This window comes from Kitasatospora sp. NBC_01300, from assembly GCF_041435235.1.
In the GTDB taxonomy this organism is placed as follows: Bacteria; Actinomycetota; Actinomycetes; order Streptomycetales; family Streptomycetaceae; genus Kitasatospora.
The window spans coordinates 809,746-824,929 of record NZ_CP108409.1 but is presented as its reverse complement, the minus strand read 5'-3'; the positions used below and the strand labels follow the sequence as shown (position 1 = coordinate 824,929).

Annotated in this window: 16 protein-coding genes and 1 CRISPR repeat array; of the genes, 13 read left to right on the top strand and 3 right to left on the bottom strand. The window is 73.9% G+C overall.

Features of this window, described 5'->3' with window-relative positions; genetic code table 11:
* Nucleotides 1-13: 13 nt before the first annotated feature.
* The 6 genes from cas7e (at nucleotide 14) to OG556_RS37190 (ending at nucleotide 5,010) form a co-directional block, all read left to right on the top strand.
* Nucleotides 14-1,159 carry a type I-E CRISPR-associated protein Cas7/Cse4/CasC gene (cas7e, locus tag OG556_RS37215; RefSeq protein ID WP_331744414.1) on the top strand — a complete coding sequence of 382 codons (1,146 nt, stop codon included), beginning with the start codon at nucleotides 14-16 and terminating at the stop codon, nucleotides 1,157-1,159.
* Complete coding sequence (gene cas5e / locus OG556_RS37210) at nucleotides 1,159-2,055, top strand: type I-E CRISPR-associated protein Cas5/CasD (RefSeq protein ID WP_331744412.1); 897 nt, start codon at nucleotides 1,159-1,161, stop codon at nucleotides 2,053-2,055. Before cas7e ends, cas5e begins: the two co-directional genes overlap by 1 nt.
* Nucleotides 2,056-2,059: 4 nt before the next feature.
* On the top strand, nucleotides 2,060-2,836 hold the full coding sequence (gene cas6e / locus OG556_RS37205; RefSeq protein WP_331744410.1) for a type I-E CRISPR-associated protein Cas6/Cse3/CasE: 777 nt from the start codon (nucleotides 2,060-2,062) through the stop codon (nucleotides 2,834-2,836).
* A gap of 3 nt (nucleotides 2,837-2,839) precedes the next feature.
* Nucleotides 2,840-3,862, top strand: coding sequence for a type I-E CRISPR-associated endonuclease Cas1e (gene cas1e, locus OG556_RS37200; protein WP_331744409.1), 1,023 nt, complete (start codon nucleotides 2,840-2,842; stop codon nucleotides 3,860-3,862).
* A complete protein-coding gene (gene cas2e / locus OG556_RS37195) occupies nucleotides 3,859-4,137 on the top strand; it encodes a type I-E CRISPR-associated endoribonuclease Cas2e (protein ID WP_331744407.1) in 279 nt (92 codons plus the stop codon). Before cas1e ends, cas2e begins: the two co-directional genes overlap by 4 nt.
* Nucleotides 4,138-4,155: 18 nt before the next feature.
* Nucleotides 4,156-4,551: direct repeats of the CRISPR family, unit length 28 nt; unit sequence ATCGGCCCCGCACGTGCGGGGATTGCTC.
* A gap of 69 nt (nucleotides 4,552-4,620) precedes the next feature.
* Nucleotides 4,621-5,010: a RidA family protein gene (locus OG556_RS37190; protein WP_331744406.1), complete on the top strand. Its 390-nt coding sequence runs from the start codon at nucleotides 4,621-4,623 to the stop codon at nucleotides 5,008-5,010.
* An 84-nt stretch (nucleotides 5,011-5,094) separates the two neighbouring features.
* Here the strand turns inward: OG556_RS37190 and OG556_RS37185 are convergent, their stop codons facing one another.
* Both OG556_RS37185 and OG556_RS37180 read right to left on the bottom strand, forming a co-directional pair.
* Complete coding sequence (locus OG556_RS37185; protein ID WP_331744405.1) at nucleotides 5,095-5,727, bottom strand: UbiX family flavin prenyltransferase; 633 nt, start codon at nucleotides 5,725-5,727, stop codon at nucleotides 5,095-5,097.
* Nucleotides 5,728-5,800: 73 nt separating this feature from the next.
* Nucleotides 5,801-7,240: a UbiD family decarboxylase gene (locus tag OG556_RS37180; protein ID WP_331744404.1), complete on the bottom strand. Its 1,440-nt coding sequence runs from the start codon at nucleotides 7,238-7,240 to the stop codon at nucleotides 5,801-5,803.
* 214 nt (nucleotides 7,241-7,454) lie between these two features.
* On the opposite strand from OG556_RS37180, the gene OG556_RS37175 reads away from it, so the two are divergent.
* Nucleotides 7,455-8,519: an Lrp/AsnC family transcriptional regulator gene (locus OG556_RS37175; RefSeq protein ID WP_331744401.1), complete on the top strand. Its 1,065-nt coding sequence runs from the start codon at nucleotides 7,455-7,457 to the stop codon at nucleotides 8,517-8,519.
* A 103-nt stretch (nucleotides 8,520-8,622) separates the two neighbouring features.
* Nucleotides 8,623-9,045 (top strand): hypothetical protein, encoded by a 423-nt coding sequence (locus tag OG556_RS37170; protein WP_331744399.1) that lies wholly within the window; start codon nucleotides 8,623-8,625, stop codon nucleotides 9,043-9,045.
* Between the two features lie 143 nt (nucleotides 9,046-9,188).
* On the opposite strand, the gene OG556_RS37165 is transcribed toward OG556_RS37170, so the two are convergent.
* Nucleotides 9,189-9,401, bottom strand: a complete 213-nt coding sequence (locus tag OG556_RS37165; protein WP_331744396.1) for a cold-shock protein — start codon at nucleotides 9,399-9,401, stop codon at nucleotides 9,189-9,191.
* Between the two features lie 328 nt (nucleotides 9,402-9,729).
* On the opposite strand from OG556_RS37165, the gene OG556_RS37160 reads away from it, so the two are divergent.
* The 5 genes from OG556_RS37160 to OG556_RS37140 all read left to right on the top strand — a co-directional run bounded on the left by OG556_RS37160 (nucleotide 9,730) and on the right by OG556_RS37140 (nucleotide 15,087).
* Nucleotides 9,730-10,743: a 3-oxoacyl-[acyl-carrier-protein] synthase III C-terminal domain-containing protein gene (locus OG556_RS37160; protein ID WP_331744392.1), complete on the top strand. Its 1,014-nt coding sequence runs from the start codon at nucleotides 9,730-9,732 to the stop codon at nucleotides 10,741-10,743.
* Entirely contained in the window at nucleotides 10,740-11,483 is a 744-nt protein-coding gene (locus tag OG556_RS37155) for a glycosyltransferase (RefSeq protein ID WP_331744388.1), read from the top strand. The genes OG556_RS37160 and OG556_RS37155 overlap by 4 nt, the downstream gene beginning before the upstream one ends.
* 84 nt (nucleotides 11,484-11,567) lie before the next feature.
* A complete protein-coding gene (locus OG556_RS37150) occupies nucleotides 11,568-13,043 on the top strand; it encodes a class I adenylate-forming enzyme family protein (protein WP_331744385.1) in 1,476 nt (491 codons plus the stop codon).
* Complete coding sequence (locus OG556_RS37145) at nucleotides 13,040-14,182, top strand: cytochrome P450 (RefSeq protein ID WP_331744382.1); 1,143 nt, start codon at nucleotides 13,040-13,042, stop codon at nucleotides 14,180-14,182. The genes OG556_RS37150 and OG556_RS37145 overlap by 4 nt, the downstream gene beginning before the upstream one ends.
* Complete coding sequence (locus OG556_RS37140) at nucleotides 14,182-15,087, top strand: NAD(P)-dependent oxidoreductase (RefSeq protein ID WP_331744380.1); 906 nt, start codon at nucleotides 14,182-14,184, stop codon at nucleotides 15,085-15,087. Before OG556_RS37145 ends, OG556_RS37140 begins: the two co-directional genes overlap by 1 nt.
* The last annotated feature ends 97 nt before the right edge of the window (nucleotides 15,088-15,184 follow it).

The window sequence follows — 15,184 nt, the reverse complement described above, 5'->3', positions numbered from 1 at the left end:
CGAGGAGAAGCGCATGACCGCCCGCCTCTACATCGACGTCCACATCCTGCAGACCGTCCCGCCGGCCAACCTCAACCGGGACGACAACGGCAACCCCAAGGAGGCGTACTTCGGCGGCAAGCGCCGCTCGCGTGTCTCCTCCCAGGCCTGGAAGCGAGCCACCCGCGTCCACTTCGCCGAGAGCCGCGACCGGCAGGACCTCGCCACCCGCACCAAGCGGATCGCCGCCCAACTGGCCAAGGGCATCGCCGAGCGCACCGGCGTCGAGGCCGAGGACGCGCAGCGGATCGCCGACGCCCTGATCAAGTCGACCGGGATCTCCGCCGGCAAGAAGGAGGGCGACACCGCTTATCTGCTCTTCTACGGGCGTCGCCAGCTGGACGGCATCGTCGACCTGGTCGCCGACACCGCCGTCGACCTCGCCGCCCTCGACGCCAAGGCCCTCGACGAGGCCGTCAAGGCCCTGCCGGTCAAGGAGCAGCTGCAGAGCGGCCACCCGGCCGACGTCGCGCTCTTCGGCCGGATGGTCGCCGACATCCCCGGCCTGAACGTCGACGCCGCCACCCAGGTGGCGCACGCGATCTCCACCCACGCCGCCGAACTCGAATTCGACTACTACACGGCCGTCGACGACGAGAACACCGCCGACGAGACCGGCGCCGGCATGATCGGCACCATCGGCTTCAACTCCGCCACCCTCTACCGCTACGCGACCGTGGGTCTGCACCAGCTGCGCGGCAACCTCGGCGACGACAAGGCCGCCGTAGACGCTGTCGACCTGTTCGTCGACTCCTTCGCCCGTTCCATGCCCACCGGCTACGGCAACTCCTTCGCGCACCGCACCCGCCCCAGCCTGGTGGCCGTCGTGGTCCGCGCCGACCAGCCCGTGAACCTCGTGTCCGCGTACGAGAACCCCGTCCCGGCGAGCCGGGGCATCGTCGCCGAGTCCGCGCGCCGCCTCGCCAAGGAGTTCGCCACCGCCACCGAGCAGTGGGGAGACAGCCCGCTGTACGTCGGCATCTGCCACACCCTCGGCGCGGACACCGGCGCCGACGAGCCCGCGCAGCAGCTGGCGGAGGCCTTCGGCGCGAACCGCACCTTCGCCGAGCTGCGCGACGGCCTGCGCACCGCCCTCACCGAGCGGGTGAACGACAACTGATGCCCGCCGACCCGAGCCTCACCACCGCCCCCGCACCGGCCCCGGAACAGGAGGAGGACCAGGCGGTCCTCGTCCTGCGCCTGGCCGGGCCGCTCCAGTCCTGGGGCGACCGCAGCGCCTTCAACCGCCGCGACACCCCGCCCCAGCCGACCAAGTCCGGAGTCGTCGGCCTGCTCGCCGCCGCCGCCGGACTTCCCCGCGAGGCGGACATCACCGGCCTGGTCGGCCTGCGCCTGGGCGTGCGCATCGACCAGCCCGGTACGCTGCTGCGCGACTACCACACCGTCAGCGACTACCGGGGCCGCCCGCTGCCCCAGAGCGGCGTCAACGCCAAGGGCCTGCAGAAGCCGACCTCCCCGGCCAAGGACACCCACGTCACCCACCGCTACTACCTCCAGGACGCGGTGTTCGTCGCCGCCGTCCAGGGCCCGGCCGGCCTCGTCGCGACGCTCGCCGAGGCGATCCGCCGCCCCGCCTTCCCACTCGCGCTCGGCCGGCGCTCCTGCGTCCCCACCCAGCCGCTCGCCCTCGGCGCCGTGCGCGCCGGAGCCCTGGAGGACGTGCTGGCGGACGAGCCCTGGCAGGCGGGCACCGCCGTCCAGGCCGCCTACCGCCGACGGGCCGAACGCGGTCCGGACCCGTTCTCGCCGCACCGGATCGACCTGGCCGCAACCTTCGACGACCCGGCCGGCGACGACACCTTGCAGGACGTCCCGCGCTCCTTCGCGCCCCGCGACCGCGGCTTCACCACCCGGCGGATCCGCCACGCCTGGCTCAACGTCCCCACCGGCCTCGCCCCGTCCGGCCCGTTCGCCCCGTCCGCCGCGCCCACCGAGACCGTCCAACCGGCCACTGCGGCCGGCGGCCACGACCCGTTCGCCCTGCTGGGCTGGTGACCAGATGACCTACCTCTCCCGCGTCCGCATCAACCCCCTGCGCGCCGCCAGCCGCACCCTGCTCGCCAACCCCCGCGCCCTGCACGGCGCCGTCACGGCAGGCATCCCCGACCCCGCCGCCGGCGACCGGGTCCTCTGGCGCCTCGACGCCGACCACCCACGCCGCCCCACGCTGCTGGTCCTCACCCCCTCCAAGCCCGACTGGACCCACATCGTCGAACAGGCGGGCTGGCCCGACGCCGAAGGAGAGCACTACGCGGTCCGCGACTACAGCCCGCTGCTCGCCCAGCTCGCCGTCGGCCGCGAATTCGCGTTCCGCCTCAAGGCCAGCCCCGTCCAGAACACCGCCAAGCCCGTCAAAGCGAGCCCGCACCACACCAAGACCGCCGCCGAACTCCACCACCGCTCCTACCGGATGGCCCACCGCACCGCCGCCCAGCAGCTCACCTGGTTCCTCGAACGCACCCAGCGCTGGGGCTTCACCATCCCCGAGGCACGCACCGACAAGGCGGCACCGGGCCTCGAACCAGCAGCCCCGGACACCCCCGAAGAGGCGCAGCAGCCCGCACGGGAGGCCCGGATCACCGACCGCACCCGCAGCACCTTCACCAAGCCCGGCACCCGCAGCCCGGTCACCCTCACCACCGCCACCTTCGAAGGCCGGCTGCGCATCACCGACCCAGGGCTCTTCCAAGCCGCCCTCCTCGGCGGCATCGGCCCCTCCAAGGCCTACGGTTGCGGCCTGCTCACCGTCGCCCCGCTGCCGACCGGACACCACTGACCGATGGCCGACATCTGGTGGAAAGCCCACCCCCACGACCTGCACCGCCTCGCCGACCGAGTCTCCAGCGTGTACGTCGAGCGCAGCCACATCGACCGCGACGAGAACGCAGTCGTCGTCATCAACAAGCGCGAGACCGTCCGGGTCCCGGCCGCCATGGTCGCCGTGATGCTGCTCGGCCCGGGCACCCGCATCACCCACGGCGCCGTCAACCTGCTCGCCGACTCCGGCACCACCGTGTGCTGGGTCGGTGAGCAGGGCGTGCGGATGTACGCGGCCGGACTCGGCCCCAGCCGTGGCGCGGCCCTCCTCAACCGGCAGGCCTGGCTGGTCAGCCGCACCAAGGAACGCCTCGCCGTCGCCCGGACCATGTACCGCATGCGCTTCCCCGGCGAGGACGTCAGCACCGCGACCATGCAGCAGCTGCGCGGCGGCGAGGGCGCCCGTATCCGCAAGCTCTACCGGGCCGAGTCCCACCGAACGGGTGTTCCCTGGAACGGCCGGGTCTACAAGGCCGGCGATGCGTATGCCGCAGGCGACGACCTCAACCGGCTCCTGTCGGCCGCCAACGCCGCGCTCTACGGGATCTGCCATGCGGTCATCACCGGCCTGGGCGCCAGCCCCGGCCTCGGCTTCGTCCACACCGGCCTGGCCACCTCGTTCGTCCTCGACATCGCGGACCTCTACAAGGCCGAATACACCATCCCCCTCGCCTTCGACCTCGCCAAGCAGGGCCACACCGAGGAACGCGACGCCCGGCTCGGCCTGCGCGACCGCATCGCCGAGGACAAGCTGCTCGGCCGCATCGTCCGCGACGTCAAGGCGCTCCTCAGCCCGGACGGCACCGACATGCCGGACGTCGAGGTCAACGAGCTCTGGGACGAACGCGTCGGCACGGTCCAGGGCGGCGTCAACTGGGCCGAGACGGAAGGCACACCGACGCTCCCTGCCTCCGACCCGGGCATGGGAGACGAACACCTGGCCATCATCGGACCGGAGTTCACCCAGGACACGGACAGCCCATGACCGTCATCATTCTCATCGCCGCCCCCGAAGGCCTGCGCGGCCACCTCACCCGCTGGATGGTCGAAGTCAACGCCGGCGTCTTCGTCGGTACCCCCAGCCGCCGCATCCGCGACCGCCTCTGGGACCTCCTCGCCACCCGCATCGGCGACGGCCAAGCCGTCCTCGTCGAACCCGCCACCAACGAACAGGGCTGGACCGTCCGCACCGCCGGCAAGGACCGCTGGAAGCCCGTCGACTTCGACGGACTGATCCTCTCGGCCCGCTCCCGCCGATAGACTCGCAGGTCACGAAGCATCGGCCCCGCACGTGCGGGGATTGCTCCGAGTGGATCAGGCCGCCGAGGACGGACGCGGGATCGGCCCCGCACGTGCGGGGATTGCTCCGCTTACCGCAAGCTGGGATGTCGCGGAACCGCATCGGCCCCGCACGTGCGGGGATTGCTCCCTGAGCCTCGATCCCGCCGACGACACGGTCGAATCGGCCCCGCACGTGCGGGGATTGCTCTGTCGCAGAGGCTGCTGAGGCAATGTCAGAGCTGATCGGCCCCGCACGTGCGGGGATTGCTCCGACGCCGACAAGGCAGCCATCACCGCGATCGTGATCGGCCCCGCACGCGCGGGGATTGCTCCCCGTGGCGCTTCTGGGAAGGTTTCGGCGACGCATCGGCCCCGCAGGCGCGGGGGATGGGTTGGTTCAGGGGCGAAGTGTTCGGTGGAGGGCCTGTTTTCAGATGTGCGGTGCTCTGGGAGCATGGTGCGATGGATCATCGGCAGATAGTCAGTTCCGGATCGCCCCTCGAACCTCAGATCGGCTTTTCCCGGGCAGTCCGCAAGGGGTCACACGTTGTAGTCGCGGGGACTGCTCCCATCGGGGACGGTGGGACGACCGTGGGGAAGGGCGATGTGTACGCCCAGACGGTCAGGTGTCTGGACATTGCGGAGGCCGCGCTGAAGGAGGCGGGGGCGTCGTTGGGGGATGTTGTGCGGACCCGTCTCATGCTCACTGATGTGACGCGTTGGAAGGAGGCCGCGCGAGCGCACGGGGAGCGGTTCGCGTCGGTGCGTCCGGCCTGTACCGTCGTTGAGGTCTCACGTTTCATCGATCCCGAATGGCTCGTGGAAGTGGAGATCGACGCCGTCATCGACTGATTCCGGAAAGCGCTGGTCGCGGCCACACGTGGGTGGCGGCGACCAGCGCTGTGGTTTTCGTGGCGGTGGGTGTGCCGCGTGGTGTCAGGAGGCGGGGCGGTGGTGGCGGGTGTCGGCCAGGCCCTGCCAGCGTTCCGCGATGTCGGCGGTGCCTGCGGGGAGGTCGAACTGGTCGAGGATGCGCATGACGATGTGGTCGACGAGGTCGCTGATGCCGTTCGGGGTGTCGTAGAAGGCCGGCATCGGCGGGACGATGCGTACGCCCATCCGGGAGAGCGCGAGCATGTTCTCCAGGTGGATCTCGTTGAGGGGTGTCTCCCGGGGCACGAGGACCAGCGGGCGTCGTTCCTTGAGGGTGACGTCGGCGGCGCGGGTGATGAGGTTGTCGGCCATGCCGTGCCGGACGGCCGCGAGCGTCTTCATGCTGCACGGGACGATGGCCATGCCCGCGACCGGGTAGGAGCCGGAGGAGATGGTGGCGCCGAGGTCGCCGAACTTGTGTGTCACGTCGGCTAGTTCGGCGAATTGGCGGGCCTTGTAAGGCGTCTCCACCTCGATGGTGGATCGGGCCCAGGTGCTCAGGACGAGGTGGGTCTCCACCTGCGGTACCTCGCGCAGGACCTGTAGCAGGCGGACGGCGATCGGGGCGCCGGTGGCGCCGGTGACTCCGATGACGAGGCGGGTGGTGGGGGGTGCGGCGGAGGGTGTGGCGGACACGATGTGCTCCTGGCGTAAGCCGAAGGGGGAAGGGCCGGAGGGGGTGGGGGACTTGCCCGCCACCCCCGGCGGGTTACAGCGCCAGGACGCCCGCCCACCGTTCGCGCAGTTGCTCGCGGGTGGCCTGGTCGACGCGGTTGGCCGGCGGGTACCGGTCCTTCCACGCGAACGGCTTGCACGCGTCGATGAGCACGATGCCCATCGACAGGTCGCCGGCGGCGAGCTTGTCGGGTGCGAGCCGGGGGTCGATGGCGGTGGTGGGCGCGCGCAGGACCTGGATGGACTCGGTCGGGTGGACGCGGGTGAACATCGCCCACAGGACGTGGTTGATGTCGGTGATGTCGATGTCCTCGTCGACCACGACGAAGTACCGTTCCATACCGCCGGTGCGCTTGCGCCCGGCCGCCGCCAGCAGCGCGTGCATGGCGTCCCCCGCGCCGGTCTGCTCGATGGAGACGACCATCAGGAGCTGCCGGGCGTAGGCCCACACGCCCTTGACGTTCTGCACGCCGGACGCTTCCAGGTGGTCCCAGGTCAGCGACGCCGAGTAGAGCGGAACGGCCTGGTCGCCGGCCGGGATGGTCGGCAGCATCGGCGGGGCGCCCAGGATGATCGGGTCGTCGCGGTGCAGGATCCGGGTGACCCGGACGACGGTCTCCTGGCCCGAGTGCGTGTAGTACCCGGTCCACTCCCCGAAGGGGCCCTCCAGGACGGACTCCTCCTCGACCGGCGGCAGTTCGCCCTCGATCACGATCTCGGCGTGCGCCGGGATCGGGAGCTCGCTGCCCGGCGCGTACAGGACCTCGACGCCCTCCCCGCGCAGTCCGCCCGCGAGGTCGTACTCCGACATCCCGGACGGCGCGGCGATCGCGGCGGCGGTCGACAGGATCGGATCCTGCCCGACCACCACGGCGATCGGGCAGGTCCGGCCGCGTGCCCAGTACTTCTCGGCGATCGCCTTGGCGTGCCGGTTGCCGAGCATCCACAGCGACAACCGGTCGCGGCCCTGGACGCAGGCCCGGTAGGTGCCGACGTTGACCCAGCCGCTGTCGGGGTCACGGGTGATCACCATGCAGGCGGTGCCGATGTAGCGGCCGCCGTCCCCGTCGTGCCAGCGAGGGGTGGGGAAGATCCCGAGGTCCACGTCCTCACCGACCAGGACGTTCTCCAGGACCGGGCCGGTGGCGACCTCCACGGGTGGAACGGGCTCGATCCGCTTGCTGAGGTCCTTCCAGGCCCGCACGATGTCGAGCTTGGGGGTGTCGTGCGGCAGCCCGAGCGCCACCGCGGTGCGGGCGGGCGTCCCCATGAAGTTGGTGAACACCCGGTACCCCGCGGAGAATCCCGGAATGTTGTCGAACATCAGGGCGGGGCCTTCCCGCTCCGCGAGCAGTTCGGTGATGCCTCCGATGTCCAGGTCCCGGTCGGCGCCGTCGATCTGGAGGACTTCGTCCTTCCCGAGGGCCTCGGTCAGGTGGTCGATGTAATGCCGAAGATCACGAAATGCGCTCATCTGCCGTCGGGGAGCCGGGTGGTGTGCCCGGATCTCCCCTCCTCCTCTTCCTCGCGGGTGGCGGCCGAGCCTCGGCGCGGCCGTCACGGGGATCGCAGTTCCGCGCGGACAGATGCCGCGTCGGCCTGCGCACCGATGATCCGGATCGGCCGCGAGCGGGCGCAACGAGTCCGGACGCAGGTGCCGGATACCGCCCCGGGTAGGGTCTGGATCCGTGGAATCCCTCAATCTCCGACTGATCCACGCCCTGCAGATCGACGGGCGCGCCCCCCTGCGCCGGATCGCCTCGGTGCTGGGCGTCTCCGAGCAGGTCGTCGCCCGCCGCTACGCCGCGCTGTGCGAGAGCGCCGGGCTGCGCGTCATCGGCCGGCTCAACCCCCGGCCCGTCGGGCAGACCGTGTGGACGCTGCGGCTGCAGTCCGCCCCCGGCGCCTCGCTCGGCCTGGCCCGGGCCCTGGCCGCGCGGGAGGACACGCGGTGGGTCCAGCTCGCCTCGGGCGCCACCGAGATCATCTGCCACCTCGTGGCGCACCGGGACCGTGCCCAGGACGCGCCGGTGCAACTGCTCGACCGGCTCCCGGGGGTCACCTCGATCACCGCGCAGCGCGTGCTGCGGCTGCTCAAGGGCGGCCCGACCACCTGGGGTGCCCTGACCTGCGCGCTGGACCAGGCCCAGCGGGACGCGCTCGCCCCCGCGTTCCCGCCGCCTGCCTTCCCACCCCCGAGGCTCCCGCCTGCCGACGCCCGGCCGTCGTCGTCCTCGGCGCCGTCGCTGGAGCCCACTGAGCCCGCCGGGCTCACCGAGCTCACCGACCTCGACCACACGCTGCTCACCGCGCTGGCCCGCGACGGCCGCACGACGTACGCGGCGCTGGCCGCCGAGGCCCGCTGCCACGAGTCGACGGTGCGCCGCCGGATCGCCCACCTGCGCGCGGCCGGGGCGCTCTTCTTCGTCGTGGACGTCGACGAGCGGCTACTGGGCAGCCCGACCACCACCGCCATCTGGATGTCGGTGCGGCCCTCGCGCCTCGCCGCCGTCGGCGCAGCCCTGGCCGAACACCCCGAGGTCGCCTACGCCGCCGCCACCACGGGGCGGACCAACCTCCTCGCCGCCGTCCTCTGCCCCGACGACGAGTACCTGTACGACTACCTGACCGACCGTCTCGGCGCCCTCCCGGGCATCGACACGGTCGAGACCGCCCCGATCGTCCGGACCCTCAAACGCGTCGGCACCGTCGGCCGCCACCGCAACCGGCCGAGCAGCACCCGGCGCGGCTGAGGCCTCGCCCAGGAACGACGGTCGATGGGCGACAGCCGATGGTCGACGGGCACGCGTACATGCGGGACGATCCGCGCAACGACGAGCGACGGCGGAGAGTCCGATGATCACACAGGGCGCGAAGATCACGACACAATGCGCGGACTGCGGCGGTGTGCTGGTCCGCGACGTCGGCCAGTTCCTGGACCGCGGACGGCTGTGCTGGGGCACCGAGGCCTCCTGCCCGACCTGCCCCGCCGCCTGGTGCGAGGAGGACGGCGGCGGGCCGACACCCGAGGAGATCCGCCAGGCGCTACTGGCGGAGCACGGACCGGCGCGCCTTCACCTCGTACGGCCCGAGCTGAGTCTCGTCCCCGTGCTGCGAGCCCTGCGCGCGGCCCACGGGCTGCCGCTGGCGCAGGCGCGGGCGATGGCTGTCGAGCTGAAGACGGCCGGGCTGGCGGGCACGCTCGTCGAGGTGGAGTTCACCGCCGCCGCCCTCCGGGACCGCGCAGTCGCGGTGACCGTCGAGACGTCGGGCGGCTGACCTCCCGGCGAGTCGCCCAAACTAGCCAGAACGGCCTGGGCGGCCCCGATCGAACGGAGGCCGCCCAGGCCGTGATCTCCCGCGTCTCCCATTGGACCCCGGACCCGGGGCCGGGGCCGGGGGAGGAAGGAGAGGAACTGCTACTACCCCACCACCTGGACCTCGTCGGCCTGGAGCCCCTTCTGGCCCTGGACCGCCACGAAGGTCACCTTCTGGCCCTCAACCAGGGACTTGAAGCCTTCTCCCTGGATCGCCCGGAAGTGAACGAACAGGTCCGCTCCGGACTCCGGGGTGATGAAGCCGTAGCCCTTCTCGTCGTTGAACCACTTCACCGTGCCGTTCTGCCGCTCTGCCACAGCCACTCCTGTTTTCCGAAGATCGAGGATCTACGAGACGCAACATGCCGATCATGACAGGGCCGGGGTCTCGGCGGGGCCGTAACGCGAAGTTGGTCGGCCGCTGCGGTGAGTAGCCACCCGGACCGGTGACGGCACCACAGGTGCCGCCCGCGCCGGAGTCGCGGCAACCCGGGAACCCGGGAACCCGGCAACGCGGCAACTCGGGAACCCGGCAGCTCGGCAGCCGTCCACCGTCCAGCTGCGCAGACGTGATCGGGTAGCCCGGCGGGCCGGCCTGAGTACCCGTACTCAGGCCGGCCCGGCCGTGCCGCCGGAGCATGGGGGCATGCACCCAGCAGCAACACCGAGGATCGGCATCACCGCCGTCGGCTCCCACCTGCCGGCCCGCCGGCTCACCTCCCAGCAGCTCCAGGACGAGGTCACCGCCGGCGGCCGACTCGCCCTTCCGGAGCGGATGTTCGAGAAGGCGACCGGCATCCGCACCCGCCACTTCGCCGCCGACGGCGAGTACGCCTCCACCCTCGCGGTCGGCGCCGCCCGACGGGCCCTCGCCGCCCGCGCGCTGCGCCCGCAGGACGTGGACCTGCTGCTGTTCGCCTCCGCCACCCGGGACGTGTGCGAGCCCGCCACCGCCCACATCGTGCAGGCCGAACTCGGCACCAGGGCCCACGCGTTGGACGTCAGCAACGCCTGCAACAGCTTCCTCAACGGGATCGACCTGGCCCGCGCGATGATTCTGGCCGGCCGGGCCCGGCGTGCCCTGGTCGTCACCGGCGAGACGCCCAGTCGGGCCATGCTCCGCACGCCGTCCTCCCCGGCGGAGTTCCGGGACGGCTTCGCCGGCTACACCTTCGGCGACGCCGGGGCGGCCGTCGTCGTCGAGGCCGTGGAGCGGGGCGGGATCCTCGACGTCGGGACGGAGACGGCCTCCGAGCACTGGCCGGCCGGCGGCATCCCCGGCGGCGGCTCCCGCCACCCGCGCGGCGACGAGTACAGCTACTTCCGGGGCGGCGGCAAGGAACTGCGCGGCATCTTCGAGGAGATCGGCCCCGCCGCCCTGGCCCGGCTCGCCGCCCGCACCGGCCTCGGCTGGGACGACTACGCCCGGGTGCTGGTGCACCAGGTGACGATCCCCTACCTGGAACGCTTCGTCGAGCTGACCGGGGTGCCGGCCGGGAAGCTGGTCCTGACCGTGCCGGAACTCGGCAACGTCGCCAGTGCCACGCTGGGCGTGCAACTCGACCGAATACGCGGCACGTTGGCGCCCGGCGAGAAGGTGCTGCTGATCGGGCTCGGCGGCGGCGTCAGCCTCATGACGATGGTCTGGGAGGCCTCGTGAGGACCGACCTGTGGGTGGTGGTCCCCGCCTACCAGGAGGAGGCCCGGATCGAGGGCGTGCTGCGCGCCCTCGCCGCCCAGCGCGACCGTGACTTCACCCTGCTCGTCGCCGACAACGGCTCCACCGACGGCACCGTCGCCCTGGCCCGTGCCTTCGCGGCCCGCGCGCCGTTCCCGGTCGAGGTGGTGGTCGAGCCGGAGAAGGGCGTCGGCTCCGCGGTGGACACCGCCTTCCGGTACGCCATCGCCCACGGCGCCACCCTGCTCGCCCGCACCGACGCCGACTGCCTGCCCGAACCGGGCTGGACGGCCGCGGCCCGCGCAGGGCTGGTCGCCTCCGGCGGACTGGTCTGCGGCCGGGTCACCGCCCGCCACGACGAGCACGGCCCGGCCGGGCGCGCGGTGTTCCTGGCACTGGTCGCGCTCGGCGCCTTCTTCGGCCGGATCCGGCCCGCGCACCGCCGCCGACACGGCTACCTGACCCCGTACCGGATGCACGCGGGCAACAACATGGCGATCACCGCCGAGCTCTACCTCGCCGTCGGCGGCATGCCCCGGCGGCCCTCACCCACCGACCGGGCGTTCCTCAACAGGGTCCGCCGGCACACCACGGCGGTGGTGCGCCGCCGCGACATGGTGGTGCAGAACTCCACCCGGCGCATCCGCGCGTACGGCGTGCTGGGCACCGCGCGCTGGTACCTGGAGCGCGGCGCGGGGCCGCGCGCCGTCGACGTGCGTTGACAGCCCGCGCGCGCCCCGCTCCTCACCGACCCTTCCTCGACCGGACCCGCTCCGTTCGCTCCGCAGCCCGCCGAAGGACCCGCCATGCTCGACCGGCTCACCCACGCCCTGCGCACCGACCACCCCGACCGGCCCGCCGTCCTGCGCCACACCCGTCTGGGCACCGTCCGCCCGGTGATCCGCCGCGGCGAACTCGCCGACCTGGCCGACGGCTACGCCGCCGCGCTGCACGCCCGCGGCCTCGGCCCCGGCGACAGCGTCGGCGTCGCCGTCCGGCCCGGGCCGCGCGCACTGGCCGTCATGCTCGCCGCGCACCGGCTGGGCCTGCGCATCGCCGTCCTCGACCCGACCGCCGGGCCCGACGTGCTCGCCGCCCGGCTCACCCTGGCCCGCCCCGATCTCGTCCTCGCCGACGCCGCCGCCCAGGCGGTGGCCGGCTGGGCCGGGCCGCTCGCCCGCCGCGCGGACCTCGCCCTGCCCCGCCTCACCGCACTCGGGCCGGTCGCCACCCTCGGCCGCCGGCTGCCCGGCTGCGCGCCGCACCTGCGCCCTGCCGGCGCGACCCCGCCGCCCGCCCGGCCCGTCGGCGGCCCGGAAACGGACGCGGTGATCGTCTTCACCTCCGGCACCACCGCGCGCCCGCGCGCCGTCGTCCACACCCGGGACGGGCTGGCCGCCGGGCTGCGCACCGTCGCCGACCTGGTCGACCCGCGCCCCGGGACGGTCGTCCTCGGCGGGACGTTCTTCGTCCTCGTCCCGGCCCTCGCCGCCGGCGCCGCCGTCGTGCTGCCCGCCCGCCGCCCCGCCGCGCTCGGCCGCCAACTCGGCCGCCTCGACCCCGCCCACACCTACCTCACCCCACCGCAACTGCGCGCCGCCCTCGCCGCCGGGGCCCGCTTCACCGGCCGGGTCTGGACGGGCTCCGCCCCCGCCGACGCCGCCCTGCTGCGCCGGGTCAAGCAGTCCGGTGCCCACCAGGCCTGGAGCGTGTACGCGCTCACCGAACTGTTCCCGGCCGCCGCCGTCGAGGAGGCGGACAAGAGCGCCCACGACGGGGACGGCGACCTGGTCGGAGCCCCCCTGCCCGGCGTCCGCGCCCGGATCGCCACCGGCGGTGAACTGCTGCTCACCGGCCCGGGCGCCCGCCACCGCTACCTCGGCGAGGACCCCGACCCCTGGGTGCGCACCGGCGACCGCGCCGCCCTCACCCCCGACGGACGGATCGTCCTCGCCGGCCGCCTCAAGGACATGGTGCTGCGCCGCGCCGAGAACATCTACCCCGGCCTGTACGAACCGGCGCTGCACCTGCCGGGCGTCGAACTGGCCGTCCTGGTCGGCGTTCCGGCCGGGGACGGCGACGAGCGGCTGGTCGCCCTCGTCCAGCCGGCGCCGGGCACCGACCCGCGGCGCCTGCGCGAGGCCCTGCGCCGACCGCTCGACCGGATGGCGGCGGCCCGGCCGGACGCCGTCCTGTTCGGCGAGGTCCCGCTCGCGGGCCGCTCCCGCAAGCCGGACCGGGCGGCGGCCGCCGCGCACTGCGCACGGGAGCTGGCCCGGTGACCGACCCCATGGCCGACCCCGTGAACGCTTCGACGCCCGCGCCGATGACTGCATCGGCGCCCCCGCCCGCCGCCGCCCGCCGGGCCCGCCGCCGGGACCGTCGGGTCTACCTGCGCAGCCACCCCCTGCTTTTCGCCCTGCTCGCCGCCACCCGCCGCCGCCCGGTGGTCCGGCTCGGCCGCACCGTGCTGGTGCACGACACCGAGGCCTACCGCGAAGCGCTCACCAAGGTCCCGCTGGACCGCACCGCACCCGGCACCACCGGCGGCGCAGCATCCGAACTCACCGTCGGCGGACTGCTGTTCGACCAGGACGGCGCCGAACACCGCACCGCCCGCCGCGCCCTGGCCGGCGGCCTCGACACCGCCGCACAGCAACGGATCCGCCCGCACTGGCAGGCCGTGCTCGCGATGCGGGTCCCGGACCTTGCCGTCGGTGAGCTCGAACTCGTCGCACTGGCACGCGAGTTGGCCGGCGTCACGGCCGCCGCCCTGACCGGCGCGCAGTCCTGCCCGCACCGCCTCGCCCACGCCGCGGCCGAAGCCGCCGCCCACGCCGCCCGCGACCACCTCCCCGGCCCCCGCCGCCGCGGACCGGACGCGGCCGCCGCCACGGTCGCCGCCGCGGTCCGGCTCGCCGCCCTGCTGCCCGACGCGCCCGACGCGCGTGACGCCATGGTGGCCGTCGCCGCCGTGAACACCACCGTCGCCGCACTGCCCCGGGCCGTCGCCTGGTGCGCCGACGCCGGGCTCTGGCCGACCGTGAGCGAGACGACCGCACCCAGCCTCGCCGCCGAACTCCTGCGCCTGACCGCCCCGTCCCCGCTGCTGCCCCGGGTCGCCGCCGCCGACACCACCCTCGCCGGGCACCCCGTACGGGCCGGCGACCGGCTGGTCCTGGTCGCCCGCCACGCCGCCCGGGCCCACCGTCGCAGCCCGGCCGACGATCCCGCCGCCACCCAGGCCGTCTTCGGCGCCGGCCCGCACGCCTGCCCCGGGGCCGGCCTGGCCCGCACCCTGCTCGCCGACCTCCTCCTGGCGCTCGCCCCCCACCACCCGGTCGTCACCCGCGCCCGGGTCGACCGCCGCAGCGCCCTGCCCGGCTACGCCGAACTCACCGTCCGACGGGGAAGATCCTGATGCACCTCGCCATCACCGGCGCCACCGGCTTCTGCGGCGCCCACCTCGCCCGCACCGCCGCCGCCCTGGGCCTCGAAGTCTCCTGCCACGGCCGCCGCCCCGGCCCGGTCGGCCATCATCGCCGCTGGGACGCCGCCGAGGGCGAGCCCGACTTCACCGGCGCCGACCTCGTCGTCCACTGCGCCGCCGCCGTCGCCGACCTGCCCCCGGGCGATCCCGCCGAAGCCCACCAGTACGCCGTCAACGTCACCGGCACCGAACGCGTCCTGCGCGCGGCCGCCGGGCGTCCTCTGGTCCACGTGAGCAGCGCCAGCGTCTACGACCCGCGCACCGCCGCCCGCGCCGCCCCCGCTGCCACCGCCGTCACCGAGGACCACCCCACCGCCGACGGCCACCTCAACGCCTACGGCCGCACCAAGGCCGCCGCCGAACGCCTCGCCCTCACGGCCGGCGCCGTCGTCCTGCGCCCCCGCGCCGTCTACGGCCCCGGCGACCCCCACCTCGTCCCCCAACTGCTCGCCCGCGCCCGGCACGGCCTGCTCCCGCTGCCCGGCCGCGACATCCCGCTCAGCCTCACCGCCGTCGCCAACCTCACCGACGCCTGCCTGGCCGCCTTCGGCCTCACCGGCACCCCGCCCTGGCCGCCCGGCGCCTACAACATCGCCGACGCCACTCCCTACCGCCGTGACGACGCCCTGCGCCACGTCCTCGCCGCCCACCGCCTCCCCGCCCGCATCGCCCACCTCCCCGCACCCCTCGCCCGCCTCGCCGCCCGCACCACCCGCATCCCCGGACTCACCCCCTACACCGTCGACCTCCTCACCCGCAGCGTCGTCCTCGACCTCACCCGTGCCCGCACCCAGGGCTGGACCCCTACCCACACCCTCACCGACTACGACCCCTGACGCCGCCGTCCCGCTCCGTGCTGTCGACGGTCAGCAGCAGACGCGTCGGTGTCGGGCAGGTCGGACGGACCATCGGGTACGGGTCGGTGGCGCACCC